The following is a 17,550-nucleotide window of genomic DNA, read 5'->3' as shown; positions in this document are numbered from 1 at the left end:
TGTGACAATTACGGGTCTGTCCACGTCGATTATTCAAAAGCAAACCGGACACTCTTGTTTCAATCAGATTTGACAGGGAGAGCGATATGGATGATCAGATGCCCTCCCCGGCCCCTCTTGAGGTGGGAAGATATCGCCTCGGAGGCGACGGGGAGTTGTTTCTTATTTTGGGTCCTTGTGTCATAGAGTCGGAGCAGCTCACCTTGGACATTGCCCGCGAACTGGCACGAATAAGCCAAAGCACGTCCATTCCCGTGATATTCAAGGCTTCTTTTGACAAGGCCAACCGCACGTCGGTGGAATCCTTCCGTGGTCCCGGGCTTGAGAAGGGCCTGGAGGTTCTTAAAGCTGTCAGGCAAGAGACAGGCCTTCCCGTAATTTCCGACATCCATACTCCGGATCAAGCAGAACCGGCCGGTCGAGTGCTGGACGTTATTCAGATTCCAGCCTTTCTCAGTCGCCAGACGGATCTTCTACTTGCCGCGGCCAAGACCGGAAAGACCGTGAACATCAAGAAGGGCCAGTTCCAGGCCCCGCCTGACATGGTCCACGCGTTGAAAAAAGTCCTGAGCACCGGCAACGACCGTATCATGATTACCGAACGGGGAGCCACTTTCGGGTACAACGATCTGGTGGCGGACATGCGTTCGATAGTGAGGATGAAACGCTTCGGCTTTCCGGTGGTTTTTGACGCGACCCATTCCGCTCAATTCCCCGGTCGAGGCGACGGACGTTCAGGCGGGGACCGGTCGCTGGTGCCGTGGTTGGCCCGGTCCGCGGTAGCCGCGGGTGCGGACGGCATTTTCATGGAGGTTCACCCGGAGCCGGACAAAGCCTTGTGTGACGGCCCGAATTGCCTTGATCTGGGAGATGTGGAGGCTCTGGCCGTGAATCTGCAAGAAATTTACAGACTTATTCCCCGCAGAGAAGTCGGTCTTACAGATCAGCGCGCTTTTGTTCGGAGTGAACCAACAGACGACTTGCCCACCTTGGAAGACCGATTGAAAAAAATTCGTTTGCTCATCTTCGATGTCGATGGAGTGCTTACAGACGGCAGAATTACGTTTGGGAGCGGCGATCTGGAGATAAAATCCTTTGATGTCCGTGATGGACATGGTATAAAGATTGCTAAGAGGTGCGGTCTCGAAGTTGCGATGGTTACAGGAAGAGTTTCCGAGGTTGTTCCCAGACGCGCACAGGATCTTGGTGTGGAACTGGTGTTTCAGCACGTTTTCGACAAAAGACCGGTGCTCGCGGAACTTCTCGAAAAACTCAACCTCGTACCCGAGCAGGTGGCGATCATAGGAGACGATGTCGTGGACATACCGCTCCTGCGCCGAGCGGGTGCGGGGTTCGCGGTGCCGGACGCGCCCGAAGAGGTGCGAAGAGAAGCCCATTACGTCACTCGACGCCGCGGCGGCGAGGGCGCGGCAAGAGAGATGATCGAAATGATCCTGCAAGCCCAGGGCAAATGGGACGCCGCATTGGCCAGATACTATGAGTAGAGGTAGGAGCCGTGCAACCCGTATGCTGTAGTAGCTGGCGGCAGTCAGCGTTTCAGGATGTTCGGGCAAGCACGGGAACTCCAGGTCTTGTAGGATTTATGGAAGAAATTTCGAGCCGCACAATGAACCATAAAGAAATCGAACGCTGGTACAGGCTCAGAAATCTCAAGAGGTTGTCCCAGTTTCTTGTGTTGTTCGCTATCGTGCTCCTGGCGGCCGGTTACGTTGCATCGCGTTTAATCGTGGAAAGGCCGATGTTTCCCAAGTTTCCCTTGACCGGTGGGACAGGGATAACCATCGAAAATTTCAACTATTCATCTCCAGGCGCGCATCCCTGGGAACTTGCCGCTTCAAGAGCGGTGGTGTCGGACTCGCTTAACAGGGTGGAGCTAACTGGACCCAAGGTGCTGTACCACGGCGCATCGGGCGCGGATATTCATTTGAGCGCTGGAGCCGGGACTCTCGACAAGAAGGACAACAACGTCTCTATGAAGGACGATGTAAGAATTCAATTCCGAGGTTTTCTTTTCAAAACGGATGATATCCAGTACTCGCACAGCGCACGCGAGGCGGAGACTGCTTCCCCCGTTTCTCTGGAAGGCCCGGATCTTCATCTGACCGGCAAAGGGCTGAAGGTCTCTGTGGAAAAGGAAGAAATCGTTGTGGAGGACGATGTGCAGGCACGCCTTTACAATGTAAAATGGGTGGAATCCGGCGGCAAGCTGCCTATGTGAAGGATCGATTGACCGATGAGACGTCTTAGAGCTGCACTTGTAGCCTCCATATTTTTTGGGATGATGGCTTCGACCTCCGGCGCCAATGATTTTCTGGGCTTGGGAAAGGGGTCGAACCAGCCGATAGACATTACCGCCAAGTCGAGTATCGTCCGAGACACCGCTGAGGGAAAAGAGGTGACGTTCGAGCGCAATGTGAGAGTCCGGCAAGGGGACTTGACCTTGACCTGCGACAAGCTCATCATACTTTACGATGAACAGAAGAGCCGCACCGCGGAAGGCGCGCCAAAGAAGCTTCCCAAGGACTGGCAGACGGTAAGTGGAATCAAGTCGATCACCGCTATAGGAAAGGTCAACATAGCTCAGGACGAGCGGTCCGCGGTCGCGGGGAAAGCTCTCTTTGATAACGCCAAGCGCACCATCACCTTAACGGAAGGCCCGCGGCTGTGGCAAGGACCGGACATGCTGGTGGCCCACACGATCATCATATACATGGATGAAAACCGGGCGGAGTTGCGGAGCAAAGACGGCAAAGACGGCAAAGAAGGCAAGAACGGTGATGAAATAACTGTGCGCATAAACCCGGGAAAGCAGAAAAAAGACAAGGAGAAATAGCCGCGAGCAACAGAGAGTTAAGGGCTCGGGGCCTGGTAAAGGAATACGGAGGCCAACGTGTCGTTGACAACGTCAGCCTCCGAATTCATTCCGGGCAGGTGGTAGGGTTGCTAGGTCCCAACGGAGCCGGCAAGACCACGACTTTTTACATGATTACCGGCCTGGTCAGACCGGATGGCGGAGAAGTGTTCCTGGACGATCAGGACATATCTCAGCTCCCGGTTTATCTGCGGGCGAGGCTGGGGATCAATTACCTGCCGCAGGAGACCTCGGTTTTTCGGAAGCTCACGGTGGCCGAGAATATTATGGCAATCCTTGAAACCATGGAGACCGATAAGAATGTCCGAGCGGAAAGGTTGGATCAACTCCTGGCGGAATTGGACATCACGGCTCTGAGGGATCAACGCGCGGACAGTCTTTCGGGAGGTCAAAAAAGGCGCCTGGAAATCACCCGCGCCCTGGTGACGCATCCGGATTTCATACTGCTGGATGAACCGTTCGCAGGGCTTGACCCCATCGTCGTGCTGGAGATCCAAAAGATCATCGCAAAGCTCAAAGAGCGCGGGATCGGCGTGGTTATCACCGATCACAACACTAGAGAAACTCTGGGTGTATGTGATATAATCTATCTCTTGGATAAAGGTCGAATCCTCGAAGAGGGAGATCCGCGGACCATAGCGTCCAGCGAACGAGCCAGAGAAGTCTATCTGGGCAAACAATTCAGTCTATGATTACTATTTATATAGATGTCTCTTGAAATAAAACAACAGCTGCGTCAGACCCAGCAACTGGTCATGACGCCTCAGCTACAGCAGGCTATCAAGCTCCTCCAGTACAATCATCTGGAGTTGGTCGGCGCGCTGGAGCACGAACTCAAGGAGAATCCTCTACTTGAGGTTTCGTCTTTCGAAGAGCCGTTTTCCGAGGCCGAGACGACCAACAGGAACGACATCGAATCTTTGGAGGACATGACCCGGGAACCACAGCGCCCGGAAAGTGACATCTTCGATATTGACTGGGAGAATTACCTGGAGAGCTATGGGGCCGATTATTCTCCTCGCCAACGTGACTTCTCCGAGCGGCCGCCTCTGGATAACGTTGCTTCCTCAAATGACAACCTGTTTCACTACCTGTTGCGCCAACTCCAATTGAGCCGGATAGAAGGGGATAACCGGCGAATCGCCCTGGAAATCATTGGAAACGTAGACGAGAACGGTTACCTGGACGTAAATCTGGAGGAGCTTGCCCGGCAACGCCAAGTGGACCCATCGAGAGTGTACAAAGTCCTTGCCGATGTTCAGACCTTCGACCCGGCCGGTGTGGCGGCTCGTGATCTGCGAGAATGTCTGCTAATACAGGCAAGATTGATGGATCCCGCGGAGCCCCTGGGGATTCGGATTCTGGAAGAGGCCTTCGAACCGTTTGAGCATGGAAAGCTCGATCTAGTGGCCCGCAAGCTCAAGGTGTCCATCGACGAAATAAAACAGGCTACAAAGGCCCTCGCCCAATTGGAGCCGAAACCGGGCAGGCCGTTTCAGAATTCGGACACGATCTACGTGGTTCCGGACATCTATGTCCTCAAGGTTGGGGGAGAGTATTCCGTCATACTCAACGACGATGGGCTTCCTCGACTGAAAATCAGCGCGTTTTATCAGAGAGAATTGCACTCCAATTCTTCCACTTCCGTCACGAGGAACTATATTCAGGAGAAGATGCGAGGAGCCATGTGGCTCATCAAGAGCATTCATCAGCGACAAAGAACGATTTACAGGGTGACCCAATCCATTATAAAATTTCAAAAGGAATTCTTTGATAAGGGGATCGACTTTCTGAGACCCCTGATCCTCAAGGACGTGGCTGACGACATAGAAATGCACGAGTCAACCATCAGTCGCGTTACGACCAACAAATACGTCCATACCCCGCGCGGGATCTTCGAGCTAAAATATTTCTTTAATTCAGGAATTCGTCACGGGGACGATTCAATCGCGTCTGAGTCTGTGAAAAACCATATCTTAAAAATCGTCAAGAATGAGAACCCGAAGAGGCCCGCCAGCGATAAGCAAATCGTGGACGTGCTCTTGAGGGAAAAAATTCAGATCGCCCGCAGAACCGTTGCCAAGTACCGGGAAGTACTGGGAATTCCTCCATCGAGCAAACGAAGAAAGAAATATTAGGTTGGGGACTTGCGGGCAAGATTATCAAGGAGGTAGTTGAATGCAACTTGCCGTTACTTTTAGACATATGGACCCTTCGGAGGCGTTGAAGACCTACGTTCAGGAGCGGACTTCAAGACTGACCAAATACATTGACAAACCTCTTGACGCCCAAGTCACCTTAAGCGTCCAGAAGTTCAGGCAGACAGCCGACGTGGTCATAAACGCCAACGGCATTCGTATTGCCGGCCAAGAAGCCCATGAGGACATGTATGCAGCCGTTGATCTGGTGATGGACAAGATCGAACGGCAGGTCAAAAAGTACAAGGAAAGAATAAGAAAACACAAGCCCATTCAAGGAAGAGAACTAACGTGGAGGAGAGACATCTACGAGCAGGAGAGCTTCGAGGACGATAGGGAACCGGTGGTGGTCCGGACTGAGAACTACTTCGTGAAACCCATGTCCGTGGATGAAGCGGCAATGCAAATGGATTTATCGCACCAGGACTTTTTGGTGTTTAACAACGCATCTACACAAACGGTGAACGTGCTTTACAGAAGAAAGGACGGCAACTACGGTCTGATCGTCCCGCAGACCTCTTAGAGAGCATGAGGCGGTCGCTGCGTACCTTGCTGAGAGGGCCGATCTGCGACATAATGAGACTCCGAGAATGAGCGGTTTTGGAGGAATTGAATCCAAAACCGCTTTCACTGTGATATATCAGGTGTCCGGCCGAGGTTCCGACATTAGGCTGCGCCGGAACTCATTCATAAGCAACCCGGCGAATTCGTAGATCAGGCCATGGTGTAAAAAGAGTGTTTCAGATGAAAATTCTAGATTTCCTTCGCGCCGACGCAATTATTTCATCCCTTGCTGCCCATTCCAAGGAAGAAGTGCTTCAGGAGTTGGCGGAGCCCATTACCAAGGCTAATCCCGGGATGGACAAAGAGGGCCTTGTCAGGACTCTCGTAGACAGAGAGAACCTCGGCAGCACCGGAATCGGCGGCGGCATAGCCATACCTCACGGCAAGTTTGAAGGCCTCAAACATCTGACAGCCAGCTTTGGCAAGAGTGACGCGGGCATTGACTTCAATTCCATGGACAATAGACCGGCGCACCTTTTCTTTCTGCTGGTGGCGCCGAAAAATTCCGCCGGCGAGCATCTTAAGGCGCTTGCACGCATTTCCAGGCTTTTCAAGGACCCGCTGTTGAAGAATGGTCTCCTGCAAACAGAATCCAAGGATGAGATCTTCCGCCTGCTGGAGGAATACGACCTCCGCCTTCCGTAATCCCGACTCGCGTTCAAGATCGTGAACCGGTTTCTCCGGTGCGGGCCGGCCCGCACCGGGAACCAGGCGCGCGCTAGTTCTTCCCCCACCGACCTTCAGCGTTTGAAACCAGATTGAATCATATATATACCGGTTGCCAAAAGTAGTGTCCGTTTGGCCATGAGACGTTCAGTCCGGTTTTCATACCAGTTCGCTATTATTCTCGTAACATCAATGATAGTAGCTGTCATTGCGAGGAGCGGAGCGACGAAGCAATCTCTCGCCGCTGAGATTGCTTCGGGCTCGACGCCCTCGCAATGACAACTTTCGGCAATGTTATGTTTTTTATGGCGGATCGGTATCAGAACGTACCGAAAGACCCGACTTTGCCGGCCCGCTATGACGCCCGTCGTTCCCGCGAAGGCGGGAACCCAGGAAACCCAGCGAGACGCGGAACTGGATTCCTGCCTTCGCAGGAATGACAGAATGGAGTGCCTGCAAATCGGACAAGGAATATGGCAAATGCTATAAGCGCGCCCGAGGGCCTCTCGCCCTAACTCTCACGCCAAGAACGCGTACCGGTCTCGAATCTGTGGCATTTCACCACAGGCCTATGGTTTTTCACAACATCGAGCAAAACCTTTCTAATTTAACATTGTTATGGTCGCTGTGGAGTAACGCCTCAGCCATCTGTGGTTTATATCCACACTCTCGCCTTTGGAACAACAACGCCTGCCTGCTTATATAAGTCAACTTGTTCAAGTAGTTACCACAATAACCTAAATTTGGCACACGTTATGCTTATTCCTTGGGGCAGAGGAGAGCGACACAACAAATCGGATTACCAGTTCCAAATATGACAATACCGAATAAGGAGGCCCGTCATGGCAACAAGAGAAATCATCAGAGTAGTCAATCCGGCAGCAGAGCAACAGCTTTGCACCCATGCTCTAACCGGTCGGGCCCCCTGCACAAAGATGTGCGCCAACAACTATGAATGCGGGTCCTGCGAGTTTGATCAGGTACTGGAAGACCTGGCTGAGGCCCGTCGAAACCTTCCCAAGCCCTCCGAAGCTCGAATGAGGGCGGCATAGGACGAACCAAGGGAGGCGGAGCCGCCTCCCAGAGCTGCCTAAGCAGAGTGGGCGATGTTGCGATTGCGGCTAGTTGTCACCTCCCATTTTTCGCTCCCGTCCAGGAAGGGGGTCCTCCAAACCCTCTGCCCTGGCGGGAGAGGGCGGGGTGATGGGGCAGGCGAACATGGCCGACCCCGTTGAGTCCGCCGCAAGACAGAGGATTTACTCGCAGTCCAAAATCGAATTCAGATTCGAACCAGTTATAAGGAGGCGCATCATGACGACCAAGAAAGATATCGTTGCCGGGTTCAACTTCTCGGAAAGAGAGTGCATCTGGATGCGGGCCAAGGTAGTGGCCACCAAGTACTGCGACAACGCTTTCGACTGCACGACCTGCGCGTTCGATAAGGGCATGGCGAAAAAGATGTCGCGGGAGTCCGCGGACGCGGGTTGGAACACAAAGATGTTCGAACTCCCCAGCGATGAACAGCGGTGCCGTCATGCGCTCACAGGCCGGGCGCCCAAGAACAAGATGTGCGCTCGCAACTACGAGTGCGGAGAGTGCCCGTACGATCAGATGCTCGACGATCTCATCCAGGTGGATCACACCCTGTTCGGGCCACCCCAGTACCTGAATGCTCACGGGTACCTGATCCCCCGCGACTACTACCTCCACAAGGGGCATGGATGGGCCCGAGTGGAATACGGCGGCCGTGTGCGGATCGGTTTGGACGATTTTGGGAACAGGTTGGTCGGCAAGGTGGACCAGTTCCGGCTCCCGTCTCTTGGGACTCGATACAAAGCAGGAGAAGAGTCCTTTATCCTCAAGAGAGAGGACCATGAGGCGGGTGTGCGTTCCCCCATTAACGGGGTGGTCACCGCGGTCAACCAGAAGTTGATGGATCGTCCGGTCTGTGCGAACTCAGACCCGTACAGTGCGGGATGGGTCATACTGATCGACCCGTTTGAGCTGAAATCCGACCTGAAGCAGCTTACCTTCGGAGTGGAAAGCGTCAAATTCATCGAAGCAGAGGCCGAGCGGCTGCTGTCCATGATCACCGACGATCCCAACGCGGCCGCTGCGTTAGGCGGTGAGCCCATATCCGATATCTACGGCGCTTTCAAGGACATGGGCTGGGACACTCTGGTCAAGGGTTTCATCTAACCGAATACAGTTTAGTTGGTTGAACCTACCTCCTCCAACTGACTTGTGAGCCCCCCGTAGCGTGCGGAGGGCTTACTTTTTTCGAAGGAATCTCTTCGGCACAAAAAGGCTTCCTCGGTAATTGCCAGATTTCACATCTCTTTTCTGTTTTCTAAAGCTCGGGTGAGGGTAAGGGGGTCTGCGTATTCGAGGGACCCGCCGATGGGGATGCCGTACGCGATGCGCGAGATCTTCGCGCCGGCGTCCTTTAGCCTGTCACGGATGTAGGTGGCGGTGGCTTCGCCTTCTACGGTGGGATTGAGGGCTAGAATCACTTCAGAGATGTTTTGGGCTTTGACACGTTCGACGAGTTCCGCGAGCCGAATATCTTGCGGTCCGATAGCGTCCAGGGGTGACAGCACACCGTGGAGCACATGATAGAGGCCTCTGAAATAACTCGCCTTCTCCACAGCCATCAGATCTAAGGGGGTCTCCACAACGCATACCCGAGTAGCATCTCTGCGTTTATCCGAACATATTGCGCAAGGATCTGTGTCGGTCAGGTGAAAACAGGTCGAACAGAGCCGTAGCTTGTCCTTCACATCCTTTATGGTTTTGATGAGTTCCTGGACTTCTTCTTTGCCTGCGTTCAAAATATAAAAGGCATAGCGGGTCGCGGTCTTCTCACCGACGCCGGGGAGGCGTTTCAGGACTTTTATCAGTGCATCCAGGGGACCGATCACGTGACGGCCTCTCTCAGGTCAATCCGGGGATTCGTATCCCGCCGGTAAGCTTTGTCATTTCTTGGGCTGCCAGTTCTCTGGATTTCCTCAAGGCGTCGTTCACCGCAGCCACGATGAGGTCTTCCAGCAGCTCGGAGTCACCTGACGACAGAACTTGTTCCTCTATTTTCACCGAGATAATCTCTTGGGTGCCGCTCGCTTCCACCGTAACCATGTCGCCGCCTGCTGTGCCGGTTACGGTTTTCTCCGCCAGTTCTTCCTGTAAGGCGGATATTTTGGCTTGCAGGCCTTGTGCCTGCTGCATCAAATCCTTGAAATTAAACACGGGCTGAACCTCCGCGGCTGGAAAGTGAATTTCGGAATTGTCGGTTGGGATGGAGTCCCGGGGTGCAGAGTCGGCCTTGGGCAGGGGCGTCCCTGCGTTTGAATTTTAATAGGGTCTCCGATAAGTTACAGTACGGACACATTATCAGAAGGCCGTCTTATAGGCAACAAGATGAAGAGACCGGAAATCCTCCTTGTGAATCCGTGGATACACGATTTCGCTGCATACGACCTCTGGGCCAGGCCGCTTGGGTTGCTGGTCCTGGCTGCCAGGCTACGAAAGGAAGGATGGGAGCCCCGTCTAGTGGATTGCCTGGACCCGGACCATCCAGCCATGCCGCGAGCAAAAGTTAGGGAGCACGCGCACGGCAGGTTTGCCAGGAGCCCGATCCCCAAACCCGAACCGCTGCAGGGCATTCCCAGATCGTACAACCGTTACGGTGTGCACCCCGAATTCATCGAAAAAGACCTGTTGTCCATTCAGGCGCCGCGAGCGATCCTTGTCACCGGCCTTATGACGTATTGGTACCCCGGGGTTCGGGAAACCGTTCTATTGCTGAAAAAGGTTTTTCCGCGCATACCTGTTTTGCTGGGAGGGGTTTACGCGTCCCTGTTGTCGGATCATGCTCGACAGCATTCTTGTGCTGACGAGGTCCTGGTCGGTCCGGGCGAGAAAGCACTTGCTTCTGCCCTTCAACGGCATACCGGAGTCAGCCCGATAGGGGCGCCCCATCCCACTGACCTGGAATTTTCTCCTGCGCTGGATCTCCTGCGAGTCGTCAGGTTTCTGCCTTTGATCACCTCTCGAGGGTGTCCTTTCAGATGCGCTTACTGCGCCTCGGCACGGCTTTCTCCATTTTTTGTCAGGCGAGATCCGGCCGCGGTGGTTCAGGAAATCCATGACGCGGTCCATAAATACGGCGTTCAGGACATTGCCTTGTACGATGACGCGTTTCTCGTGGACGCGGACGCTCATGCTCTCCCGATTCTAGAAGCCGCAGCGGAACGGTTCCCAGGCTTGCGATGGCATTCGCCCAATGGTTTGCATGCATCGGCCATAAACCAACGTGTGGCGCATGCTATGAAAAAAGCCGGGTTTGAAACCATACGCATAGGTCTGGAAAGCTCGGTCGATGAATTCCATCTCCGGACAGGTGGAAAAACAGACATGAACAGCTTCATCTCGGCAGTCCGCGGCCTCAAGGAAGCGGGCTTTTCAAGGGAGCAGATAGGCGTCTATCTTCTCGTGGGGTTGCCGGGCCAGTCGCCCGCGCAGGTGGAGAATGGCGTTGAACGTGTACTTCAGGCAGGAGCTTTCCCGAAGCTGGCGGAGTACTCCCCCATACCAGGCACCCGAATGTGGGACCACTCGCTAGAAACCGCCCGCTATCCCATAGACAACGAGCCGCTCTTTCAGAACTGCACGCTGTTGCCAACTGCGGAAAATGGAGTGGACGCGGAGTTTTTGCAGAGGACTCGCAAGCGGATCACGGATTATACGGAATCCGCGTAACGCCGGTTCTCAGTCAAACGCTAAACGCAGGAATGAAGAAGCACGGACCGGGTAGTGCAGGTCCGCGTCACCCAAAGCCAGTGGAAGACCGAAGTGATTGGGTGCCACTGACCTGGGAACCAGGTCAGTGCGAATTTTGTCCTATTGGATCGTCAGTGGTTTCTGCAAGCGAGTTGATGGAGCTTGGCCGACCCAGTGTCATTCCGCGTATGGAAACGCTCCCAGAGCCGGTAAATCAAATCACATCAAACCGGGCATCTTCAGTTCGGCAACCTGGCAATTCTGCATGTCAGAAACCCCATGCGAGCGTGCCCCGGAGACATTGACATAATCTGAGGATATTGGTAGAAATATATGTACTCCATCGCTTGTAGAAATCCAAATAACAGACTTGGAAGGTGATTATTCCATGGCCCAATCTAAGGACGTGGTAGGCGCCGCTCTTGTGGTTGGCGGCGGAATTGCGGGCGTGCAGGCTTCATTGGACTTGGCGGAATCAGGGTACAAGGTGTACCTGGTCGAGAGTCAAACGGGGATAGGGGGGCGCATGGCCCAACTCGACAAGACTTTCCCCACCAACGATTGTTCCACCTGCATCTTTTCGCCGAAACTGGTTACGGTCGGACAAAACCCCAATATAGAGCTTCTCTCGTACAGCGAGGTCGAAGATATCCAAGGCGAGGAAGGTCGCTTTAAGGTAAAAATCCGGCAGAAATCTCGCCATATCCGCAAAGACCGGTGCAAGGCCTGCGGCGACTGCGCCACTGCATGTCCGGTCCACGTCCCGAATCAATTTGATCAGGAATTGAGCAAAAGGGCCGCAACGTACCGATTGTTCCCTCAGACGATTCCACAGACTTTCGTTATCGAGAAATACGACCGCGCTCCGTGCGTCATAGCGTGTCCCGCGCACATAAACGTTCAGGGATACGTGGCTCTGATCAGCAAAGGGAAATACAAAGAGGCGGTCGAGCTTATTTATAAGAGCCTTCCACTTCCCGGTGTCCTGGGACGGGTTTGTCCTCATCCCTGCGAAAAGGTCTGTCGCAGAGGCGAGAAGGACCAGGCTGTATCTATCTGCAAGCTGAAGCGTTACGCGGCCGATCAGATTGATTATTCGGAATTGACCCTACCGGAAATTACACCCAGAGAAGAAAAAGTCGCGGTGATAGGTTCCGGTCCCGCGGGTCTGTCAGCAGCATATTACCTTGCCCTGGAAGGGTACAAGGTCACGATATTCGAATCAGCCCCGGTATTGGGCGGCTGGTTGCGAGTCGGAATTCCCGAGTATCGCCTTCCCAGAGATGTGCTCGAAAACGAGATCAATCACATCCTGAATTTGGGCGTTGAAGCCAAAACCAACACAACCCTGGGAAAAGACGTTACCCTTCAGGGCCTCAAGGAGAACGGATATCAGGCAATCTATCTCGGTGTGGGATGCCAGAAGGGCGCAAGCCTGGCTATTCCCGGAGAGGACTCCGACGGAGTCGTCCAGGGAGTGGATTTCCTAAAAAATTGCGCACTAGACAATCACACCAACGGCGTGAAGAAAGCCGTGGTGATCGGCGGTGGGAACGTAGCAATCGACGCGGCTCGGACGCTTAACCGCATAGGCGCGGAGCAGGTCACGATCCTTTACAGGCGCTCTCAGCAGGAGATGCCCGCGTTTGCCGAGGAGGTTCACGCGGCGCTCGACGAGGGGGTCAAGATTCAATTCCTGGCCGCTCCGGTAGAGGTCGTCTCCAACGGAAGCAAAGTTACCGGCATAAAGTGCATCAAAATGGAACTCGGCCCCGCGGATCAGTCGGGCCGCAGGCGACCCATTCCGATTGCAGGATCGGAGTTCGTCGTAGACGCCGACACGATCGTTCCTGCCATCGGCCAGATTATCGACCCGATGATATGGGACAGTATTTCAGGCCTGGAGCGGAGCCCGTGGAACACCATCGGCGTAGACCCGGTAACTTATCAGACCTCCATCGCGGGAGTCTTCTCCGGTGGAGACGCGGGAACGGGCCCGGCGACGGTGGTGGAAGCAGTAGCAGCGGGTAAGGAAGCAGCCGAATCCATATCCCGTTTTCTCAAAGGCGCGGATATGGGCGAAGGCCGGCCTGTGAAACTTCCCGAGCATTCCAATTATCCGCCTATTCCTGAAATGAAGGCTGAGGCAAGAGCCACGAGCCCTGAGATTTCTTTGTCCGAACGCAAGGGATTCCAGGAAGTGGAATTGGCTTTCGCGGAAAACGAGGCCCTGAGAGAGGCTAACCGATGCCTCAACTGCGGCGTGTGCTCCGAATGTATGGAGTGCGTCAAGGCGTGTCCCGCGCAAGCAGTGGACCACACCATGACGGATGAATTCCTGGATGTGGAAGTCGGGACCGTGATCCTTTCCCCCGGTTACGAGATGATCGATCCCGAGAAAATTCGCGGTGAGTTTTCTTACGGAATCGCGCCCAATGTCCTCACCAACATGGAATTCGAGAGGATGCTGAGCGCTTCCGGTCCCAATGCCGGTGAAGTGAAGCGTCCTTCGGATGGGCATCACCCCAGGAAGGTCGCGTGGATACAGTGTGTCGGTTCCAGAGATCCTCAAAGGGGCATGCCGCATTGCAGCTCCATCTGTTGCATGGCTTCCATAAAAGAGGCTGTAATTGCAAAGGAACACGACAACAACATCGAGCCCACCATCTTCTACATGGACATTAGAGCTTACGGAAAGGATTTCGACGCTTACTACGAACGAGCGAAAAAAGACGGCGGCGTCCGCTTCATCCATTCCATGATCAGCCGCGTGGTGGAAGATCCGCTGACCAATAATCTCAGCATTACTTACCTCGATGACAATCAAAAGCTGGTCACCGAGACCTTCGACATGGTGATTCTTGCGGTTGGTTTGAAGACGTCCGAGCAGTCACGTGCACTCGCGGAAAAGGTCGGTATTGACCTTAACGAGTCCCAATTCTGCTCTACCACTTCCTTTGAGCCGGTCCAGACAAGCCGAGCGGGCATTTTTGCCGCAGGAATGTTCCAGGGCCCCAAAGACATCCCGCAGACGGTCATGGAAGCTTCGGCAGCCGCGGGAGCTTCATCGAAGCTTCTCAGTTCGGCCAGAAATACGCTTACCACAAAGCAGGAATTCCCGCCTCAGCGAGATGTCACAGGCGAGGAGCCCCGCATCGGGGTGTTCATTTGTCGCTGCGGCATCAACATTGCCAACACGGTGAATGTTCCGAAAGTTGTGGAACATGTCAGGACCCTGCCGAATGTGGTTTATGCGGATGAGAAGCTCTTCACCTGTTCCCAGGACACGCAGGAACAATTCCTCGATATCATTAAAGAGTACAACCTCAACCGTGTGGTGGTTTCCGCGTGCAGCCCGAGGACTCACGAGCCGATGTTCCAGCTCACTATGGAGAAAGCAGGGCTGAATCCGTATCTGTTCACAATGACCAACATTCGGGATCAGTGCTCCTGGGTTCACGCCACCCATAAAGAGGAGGCGACCCTTAAGGCCATGGATCTGGCCAGAATGGCAATCGCTCGGGCTAGACTCCTGGCGCCCTTGCAGAAGTCCAAGATGCCTGTGGTTAGCAATGCCCTGGTTTTGGGCGGAGGCATTTCAGGCATGACCGCCGCGTTGAATCTTGCTGACCAGGGGTTCCAGGTTTACCTGTCTGAACAGAGCGACAGGCTTGGCGGAAATGCCATGTCCATCGAGAAGACGATTCATGGGGAGCCGGTAAAGCCTTTCCTTACGGACATGGTCGGCAGAGTGGAATCACACCCCAAGATCAGCCTGTTCAAGAACGCGAAATTCTCCGACCTTACAGGCCATGTGGGCCACTTCAAGGGAATGATCACCTCACAGGGCCAAGAACCGGTGGAAGTTGATTTCGGCGCGGCTGTAATCGCCACCGGTGCGGTGGAATCCAAACCCACCGAGTACCTGTACGGCGAGCATCAAGCAGTTGAAACGCAGCATACCCTCGAAGAGCGAATCCTGGCAGGTGATCCCACGCTTAAAGAGATCAAGAACGCTGTGTTCATACAGTGCGTAGGCTCCAGATGCGAGGAGCGCCCGTGGTGTTCCAAGGTTTGCTGTTCAGCATCCGTGCGCCTGGCAGAGCGTCTGCGCGAGATCAATCCCAATGTAAATAACTATATAATTTACAGGGACTTGAGAACCTACGGGCTACTGGAGAAGTTTTACACCGAGTCCCGTAGGGCCGGCACGATCTTCATACGATACGAACCGGAAGCAAAGCCTCGGGTGGAAGCGGCCGGCAATAAGGTCAATGTCGTGGTACACGACCCGGTTGTGGATCAGGACATTACCATCCCCGCGGACCTGCTGACCCTGGCCGCGGCCATTGATCCGGCGCAGTCCAACAAAGAAATCGGGCAGCTTTTCAAAGTCACGGTCAATTCGGCCGGGTACTTTGTGGAAGCACACATGAAACTGCGCCCGGTGGACTTCACCACTGAGGGTGTTTTCCTGGCCGGGCTTGCACATTATCCCAAGCCCATTGACGAATCCATAGCTCAGGCGACTGCGGCGGCCCAGAGGGCCAGTATTTTGATCAGCCAGAAAGAGCTGACTTTCCCCGGCGTCATATCAAAGGTTGAACCGGACAAGTGCGCGGCCTGCTTGACATGTGTAAGACTCTGCCCATACGGCGCTCCTCGTATAAGCGAAGAGACTCACAAGGCCGAGATTGTCCCCGCTTTGTGTCAGGGTTGCGGGATATGCTCTTCGGTGTGTCCGGGTAGAGCCATAGATCTTCAGCATTTCAGAGACGACCAGGTGTTCCAGGAGATTGATGCTCTCCTGGAAAGCGCTTCATAGTGAACGGTTGAGAAACGTGGTTCAATGAATTCCAATTAGGATTGTGTCTCCCCGACGGGAGCAATCCTCAACACAGGAGACGACGATGCAGCAAGGCAGTCCGAACGCGCCGACCGGGAAGGTAGGCCCATTGGCCCATGATCTGGCCTCGGTAATTCATCAGTGTTATCAGTGCGGCAAATGCTCCGCAGGATGCCCCGTAGCCCCCGAAATGGACCTGCTCCCGCATCAGATGGTGCGACTGGCCGTTCTGGGAGATGTGGACAAGATAGTGGCTTCCGAGAGCATTTGGTTGTGCCTCACTTGCCACACTTGCGGGGCCAGATGCCCGAACGGCATTGATGTGCCGGCTCTCTTGGATCCGATCCGCCACCAGGTCCTTCAGAAAAAGATCGAGACCAAGGAATCCCAGGTGCCGACTTTCCATGAGACGTTTCTCAAGACTATACGTACTTTTGGGCGAGTGCACGAACTGGCTCTCATCGGCATATACAAGATGAAGACCAAGTCCTATTTCAGCGACATGGAATTGGGCTGGAAGATGTTCCGAAAAGGCAGGATACACCTCCTGCCCCACCGATCGAAGAACATCGGCCAGGTGAAAGAAGTTTTCAACAAGTCGTCAATGAAATGACCCGCTGAGGTAAAAGGCATTCCTCAGTGCCCATTCATAAAGTCCTCCGCACCCGGGCAACCTGGAACGCGGGCGGACGCTTAGAGGATTAACAATGGAACTCAGTTACTATCCCGGATGCACTTTGACAGGTTCGGCCGTCGAGTTGGACGAATCGTTCAGGAACGCCGCAGCGAAACTGGATGTGACGCTCCACGAGCTACCCGATTGGACTTGCTGCGGAGCTTCTTCGGCCCACATGGTCGACGCGTATCTCGAAACCGCTCTACCCGCGCGGGACCTCCTGACCGCTGAAAAGCTGGGCCGAGATGTAGTCGCGCCGTGTGCAGGTTGCCACGTACGGATGAAGGCAGCCTCCAAGCACATACTCGCCGAAAAGGAATTGCAGGCTCAATTTCCTTTCAAGGGCGAAATCAACGTCCTGGCCGGCATGGACATGTTTCACCTTGAGGAACTGCGCAGCAAATTGAAAGAGCGCGTTCAAAAACCGCTAAAGGACCTCCGGGTGGTTCCGTATTACGGGTGCCTTGCCGTCCGACCCCTTGAGGTAGTGGAACCCGAAGACCCCGAAAATCCTGTGCAGATGGACCACATCCTCGAACTCATGGGCGCCGAAGTGCTCAACTGGCCGTATAAGACCGATTGCTGTGGCGGCTCCCTTGCGTTGACCCGCACGGATCTCGTCCTGAAACTCTCCGGCAAGCTTTTGGACATGGCGATCCTCGTTGGAGCGGACGCGATGGTCACTTTCTGTCCCATGTGCCAGGCCAACCTGGACACCAGGCAAGCGGACCTCTCCAAAGCCACGGGCAAGCTCTATGAAATGCCCATCCTGTACCTGACTGAACTGATGGGTGTGGCGTTTGGGGATTCAAAAGTGAGAAGCTGGTTCGGCAAGCATATGGTGTCACCGGAAAAGGTCCTGGCCGCGAAAGGACTGGTTTAGGATATTCCGGGGAGACCGAACAAAAAGGGTCTCCCCAGACCCCTC

General features: G+C 54.3%; 15 protein-coding genes. 13 read left to right on the top strand and 2 right to left on the bottom strand.

Annotated features, from left to right (window positions below; translation table 11 throughout):
• Window positions 1-86 precede the first annotated feature (86 nt).
• The 9 genes from kdsA (at window position 87) to HY913_21585 (ending at window position 8,520) form a co-directional block, all read left to right on the top strand.
• Window positions 87-1,505 carry a 3-deoxy-8-phosphooctulonate synthase gene (kdsA, locus tag HY913_21625; protein MBI4965893.1) on the top strand — a complete coding sequence of 473 codons (1,419 nt, stop codon included), beginning with the start codon at window positions 87-89 and terminating at the stop codon, window positions 1,503-1,505.
• A 122-nt stretch (window positions 1,506-1,627) separates the two neighbouring features.
• Window positions 1,628-2,239, top strand: coding sequence for an LPS export ABC transporter periplasmic protein LptC (lptC, locus tag HY913_21620; protein MBI4965892.1), 612 nt, complete (start codon window positions 1,628-1,630; stop codon window positions 2,237-2,239).
• Between the two features lie 15 nt (window positions 2,240-2,254).
• The gene (locus HY913_21615; GenBank protein ID MBI4965891.1) at window positions 2,255-2,854 is read left to right on the top strand and encodes a hypothetical protein; all 600 of its coding nucleotides are present in this window, start codon (window positions 2,255-2,257) and stop codon (window positions 2,852-2,854) included.
• A complete protein-coding gene (gene lptB, locus HY913_21610; GenBank protein ID MBI4965890.1) occupies window positions 2,851-3,585 on the top strand; it encodes an LPS export ABC transporter ATP-binding protein in 735 nt (244 codons plus the stop codon). The genes HY913_21615 and lptB overlap by 4 nt, the downstream gene beginning before the upstream one ends.
• A gap of 15 nt (window positions 3,586-3,600) precedes the next feature.
• Entirely contained in the window at window positions 3,601-5,031 is a 1,431-nt protein-coding gene (gene rpoN, locus HY913_21605) for an RNA polymerase factor sigma-54 (protein ID MBI4965889.1), read from the top strand.
• Window positions 5,032-5,071: 40 nt separating this feature from the next.
• Window positions 5,072-5,614 (top strand): ribosome-associated translation inhibitor RaiA, encoded by a 543-nt coding sequence (gene raiA / locus HY913_21600; GenBank protein ID MBI4965888.1) that lies wholly within the window; start codon window positions 5,072-5,074, stop codon window positions 5,612-5,614.
• Between the two features lie 221 nt (window positions 5,615-5,835).
• The gene (locus HY913_21595) at window positions 5,836-6,300 is read left to right on the top strand and encodes a PTS sugar transporter subunit IIA (GenBank protein MBI4965887.1); all 465 of its coding nucleotides are present in this window, start codon (window positions 5,836-5,838) and stop codon (window positions 6,298-6,300) included.
• An 863-nt stretch (window positions 6,301-7,163) separates the two neighbouring features.
• Window positions 7,164-7,373 carry a hypothetical protein gene (locus HY913_21590; protein ID MBI4965886.1) on the top strand — a complete coding sequence of 70 codons (210 nt, stop codon included), beginning with the start codon at window positions 7,164-7,166 and terminating at the stop codon, window positions 7,371-7,373.
• Between the two features lie 259 nt (window positions 7,374-7,632).
• The gene (locus tag HY913_21585) at window positions 7,633-8,520 is read left to right on the top strand and encodes a glycine cleavage system protein H (GenBank protein MBI4965885.1); all 888 of its coding nucleotides are present in this window, start codon (window positions 7,633-7,635) and stop codon (window positions 8,518-8,520) included.
• 131 nt (window positions 8,521-8,651) lie between these two features.
• Here the strand turns inward: HY913_21585 and recR are convergent, their stop codons facing one another.
• Window positions 8,652-9,239: a recombination protein RecR gene (recR, locus tag HY913_21580; protein MBI4965884.1), complete on the bottom strand. Its 588-nt coding sequence runs from the start codon at window positions 9,237-9,239 to the stop codon at window positions 8,652-8,654.
• A 16-nt stretch (window positions 9,240-9,255) separates the two neighbouring features.
• Window positions 9,256-9,567 carry a YbaB/EbfC family nucleoid-associated protein gene (locus HY913_21575; protein MBI4965883.1) on the bottom strand — a complete coding sequence of 104 codons (312 nt, stop codon included), beginning with the start codon at window positions 9,565-9,567 and terminating at the stop codon, window positions 9,256-9,258.
• A 171-nt stretch (window positions 9,568-9,738) separates the two neighbouring features.
• Between HY913_21575 and HY913_21570 the strand changes: the two genes are divergently transcribed.
• The 4 genes from HY913_21570 (at window position 9,739) to HY913_21555 (ending at window position 17,505) form a co-directional block, all read left to right on the top strand.
• On the top strand, window positions 9,739-11,079 hold the full coding sequence (locus HY913_21570) for a radical SAM protein (protein ID MBI4965882.1): 1,341 nt from the start codon (window positions 9,739-9,741) through the stop codon (window positions 11,077-11,079).
• A gap of 409 nt (window positions 11,080-11,488) precedes the next feature.
• The gene (locus tag HY913_21565; GenBank protein MBI4965881.1) at window positions 11,489-15,925 is read left to right on the top strand and encodes an FAD-dependent oxidoreductase; all 4,437 of its coding nucleotides are present in this window, start codon (window positions 11,489-11,491) and stop codon (window positions 15,923-15,925) included.
• Window positions 15,926-16,010: 85 nt separating this feature from the next.
• Window positions 16,011-16,559: a 4Fe-4S dicluster domain-containing protein gene (locus HY913_21560; GenBank protein ID MBI4965880.1), complete on the top strand. Its 549-nt coding sequence runs from the start codon at window positions 16,011-16,013 to the stop codon at window positions 16,557-16,559.
• Window positions 16,560-16,653: 94 nt separating this feature from the next.
• Window positions 16,654-17,505, top strand: coding sequence for a CoB--CoM heterodisulfide reductase iron-sulfur subunit B family protein (locus HY913_21555; GenBank protein MBI4965879.1), 852 nt, complete (start codon window positions 16,654-16,656; stop codon window positions 17,503-17,505).
• Window positions 17,506-17,550 lie beyond the last annotated feature (45 nt).

This window comes from Desulfomonile tiedjei (assembly GCA_016212925.1).
Lineage (GTDB): Bacteria > Desulfobacterota > Desulfomonilia > Desulfomonilales > Desulfomonilaceae > JACRDF01.
Note: the sequence above shows the minus strand (reverse complement) of the source record. Positions and strands in the feature narration are given on the sequence as shown.

Excerpts from the sequence above, each read along its gene's own strand:
- kdsA (MBI4965893.1), top strand. The coding sequence starts at position 87 with ATGGATGATCAGATGCCCTCCCCGGCCCCTCTTGAGGTGGGAAGATAT.
- lptC (MBI4965892.1), top strand. The coding sequence starts at position 1,628 with ATGAACCATAAAGAAATCGAACGCTGGTACAGGCTCAGAAATCTCAAG.
- HY913_21615 (MBI4965891.1), top strand. The coding sequence starts at position 2,255 with ATGAGACGTCTTAGAGCTGCACTTGTAGCCTCCATATTTTTTGGGATG.
- rpoN (MBI4965889.1), top strand. The coding sequence starts at position 3,601 with ATGTCTCTTGAAATAAAACAACAGCTGCGTCAGACCCAGCAACTGGTC.
- raiA (MBI4965888.1), top strand. The coding sequence starts at position 5,072 with ATGCAACTTGCCGTTACTTTTAGACATATGGACCCTTCGGAGGCGTTG.
- HY913_21595 (MBI4965887.1), top strand. The coding sequence starts at position 5,836 with ATGAAAATTCTAGATTTCCTTCGCGCCGACGCAATTATTTCATCCCTT.
- HY913_21590 (MBI4965886.1), top strand. The coding sequence starts at position 7,164 with ATGGCAACAAGAGAAATCATCAGAGTAGTCAATCCGGCAGCAGAGCAA.
- HY913_21585 (MBI4965885.1), top strand. The coding sequence starts at position 7,633 with ATGACGACCAAGAAAGATATCGTTGCCGGGTTCAACTTCTCGGAAAGA.
- HY913_21570 (MBI4965882.1), top strand. The coding sequence starts at position 9,739 with ATGAAGAGACCGGAAATCCTCCTTGTGAATCCGTGGATACACGATTTC.
- HY913_21565 (MBI4965881.1), top strand. The coding sequence starts at position 11,489 with ATGGCCCAATCTAAGGACGTGGTAGGCGCCGCTCTTGTGGTTGGCGGC.
- HY913_21560 (MBI4965880.1), top strand. The coding sequence starts at position 16,011 with ATGCAGCAAGGCAGTCCGAACGCGCCGACCGGGAAGGTAGGCCCATTG.
- HY913_21555 (MBI4965879.1), top strand. The coding sequence starts at position 16,654 with ATGGAACTCAGTTACTATCCCGGATGCACTTTGACAGGTTCGGCCGTC.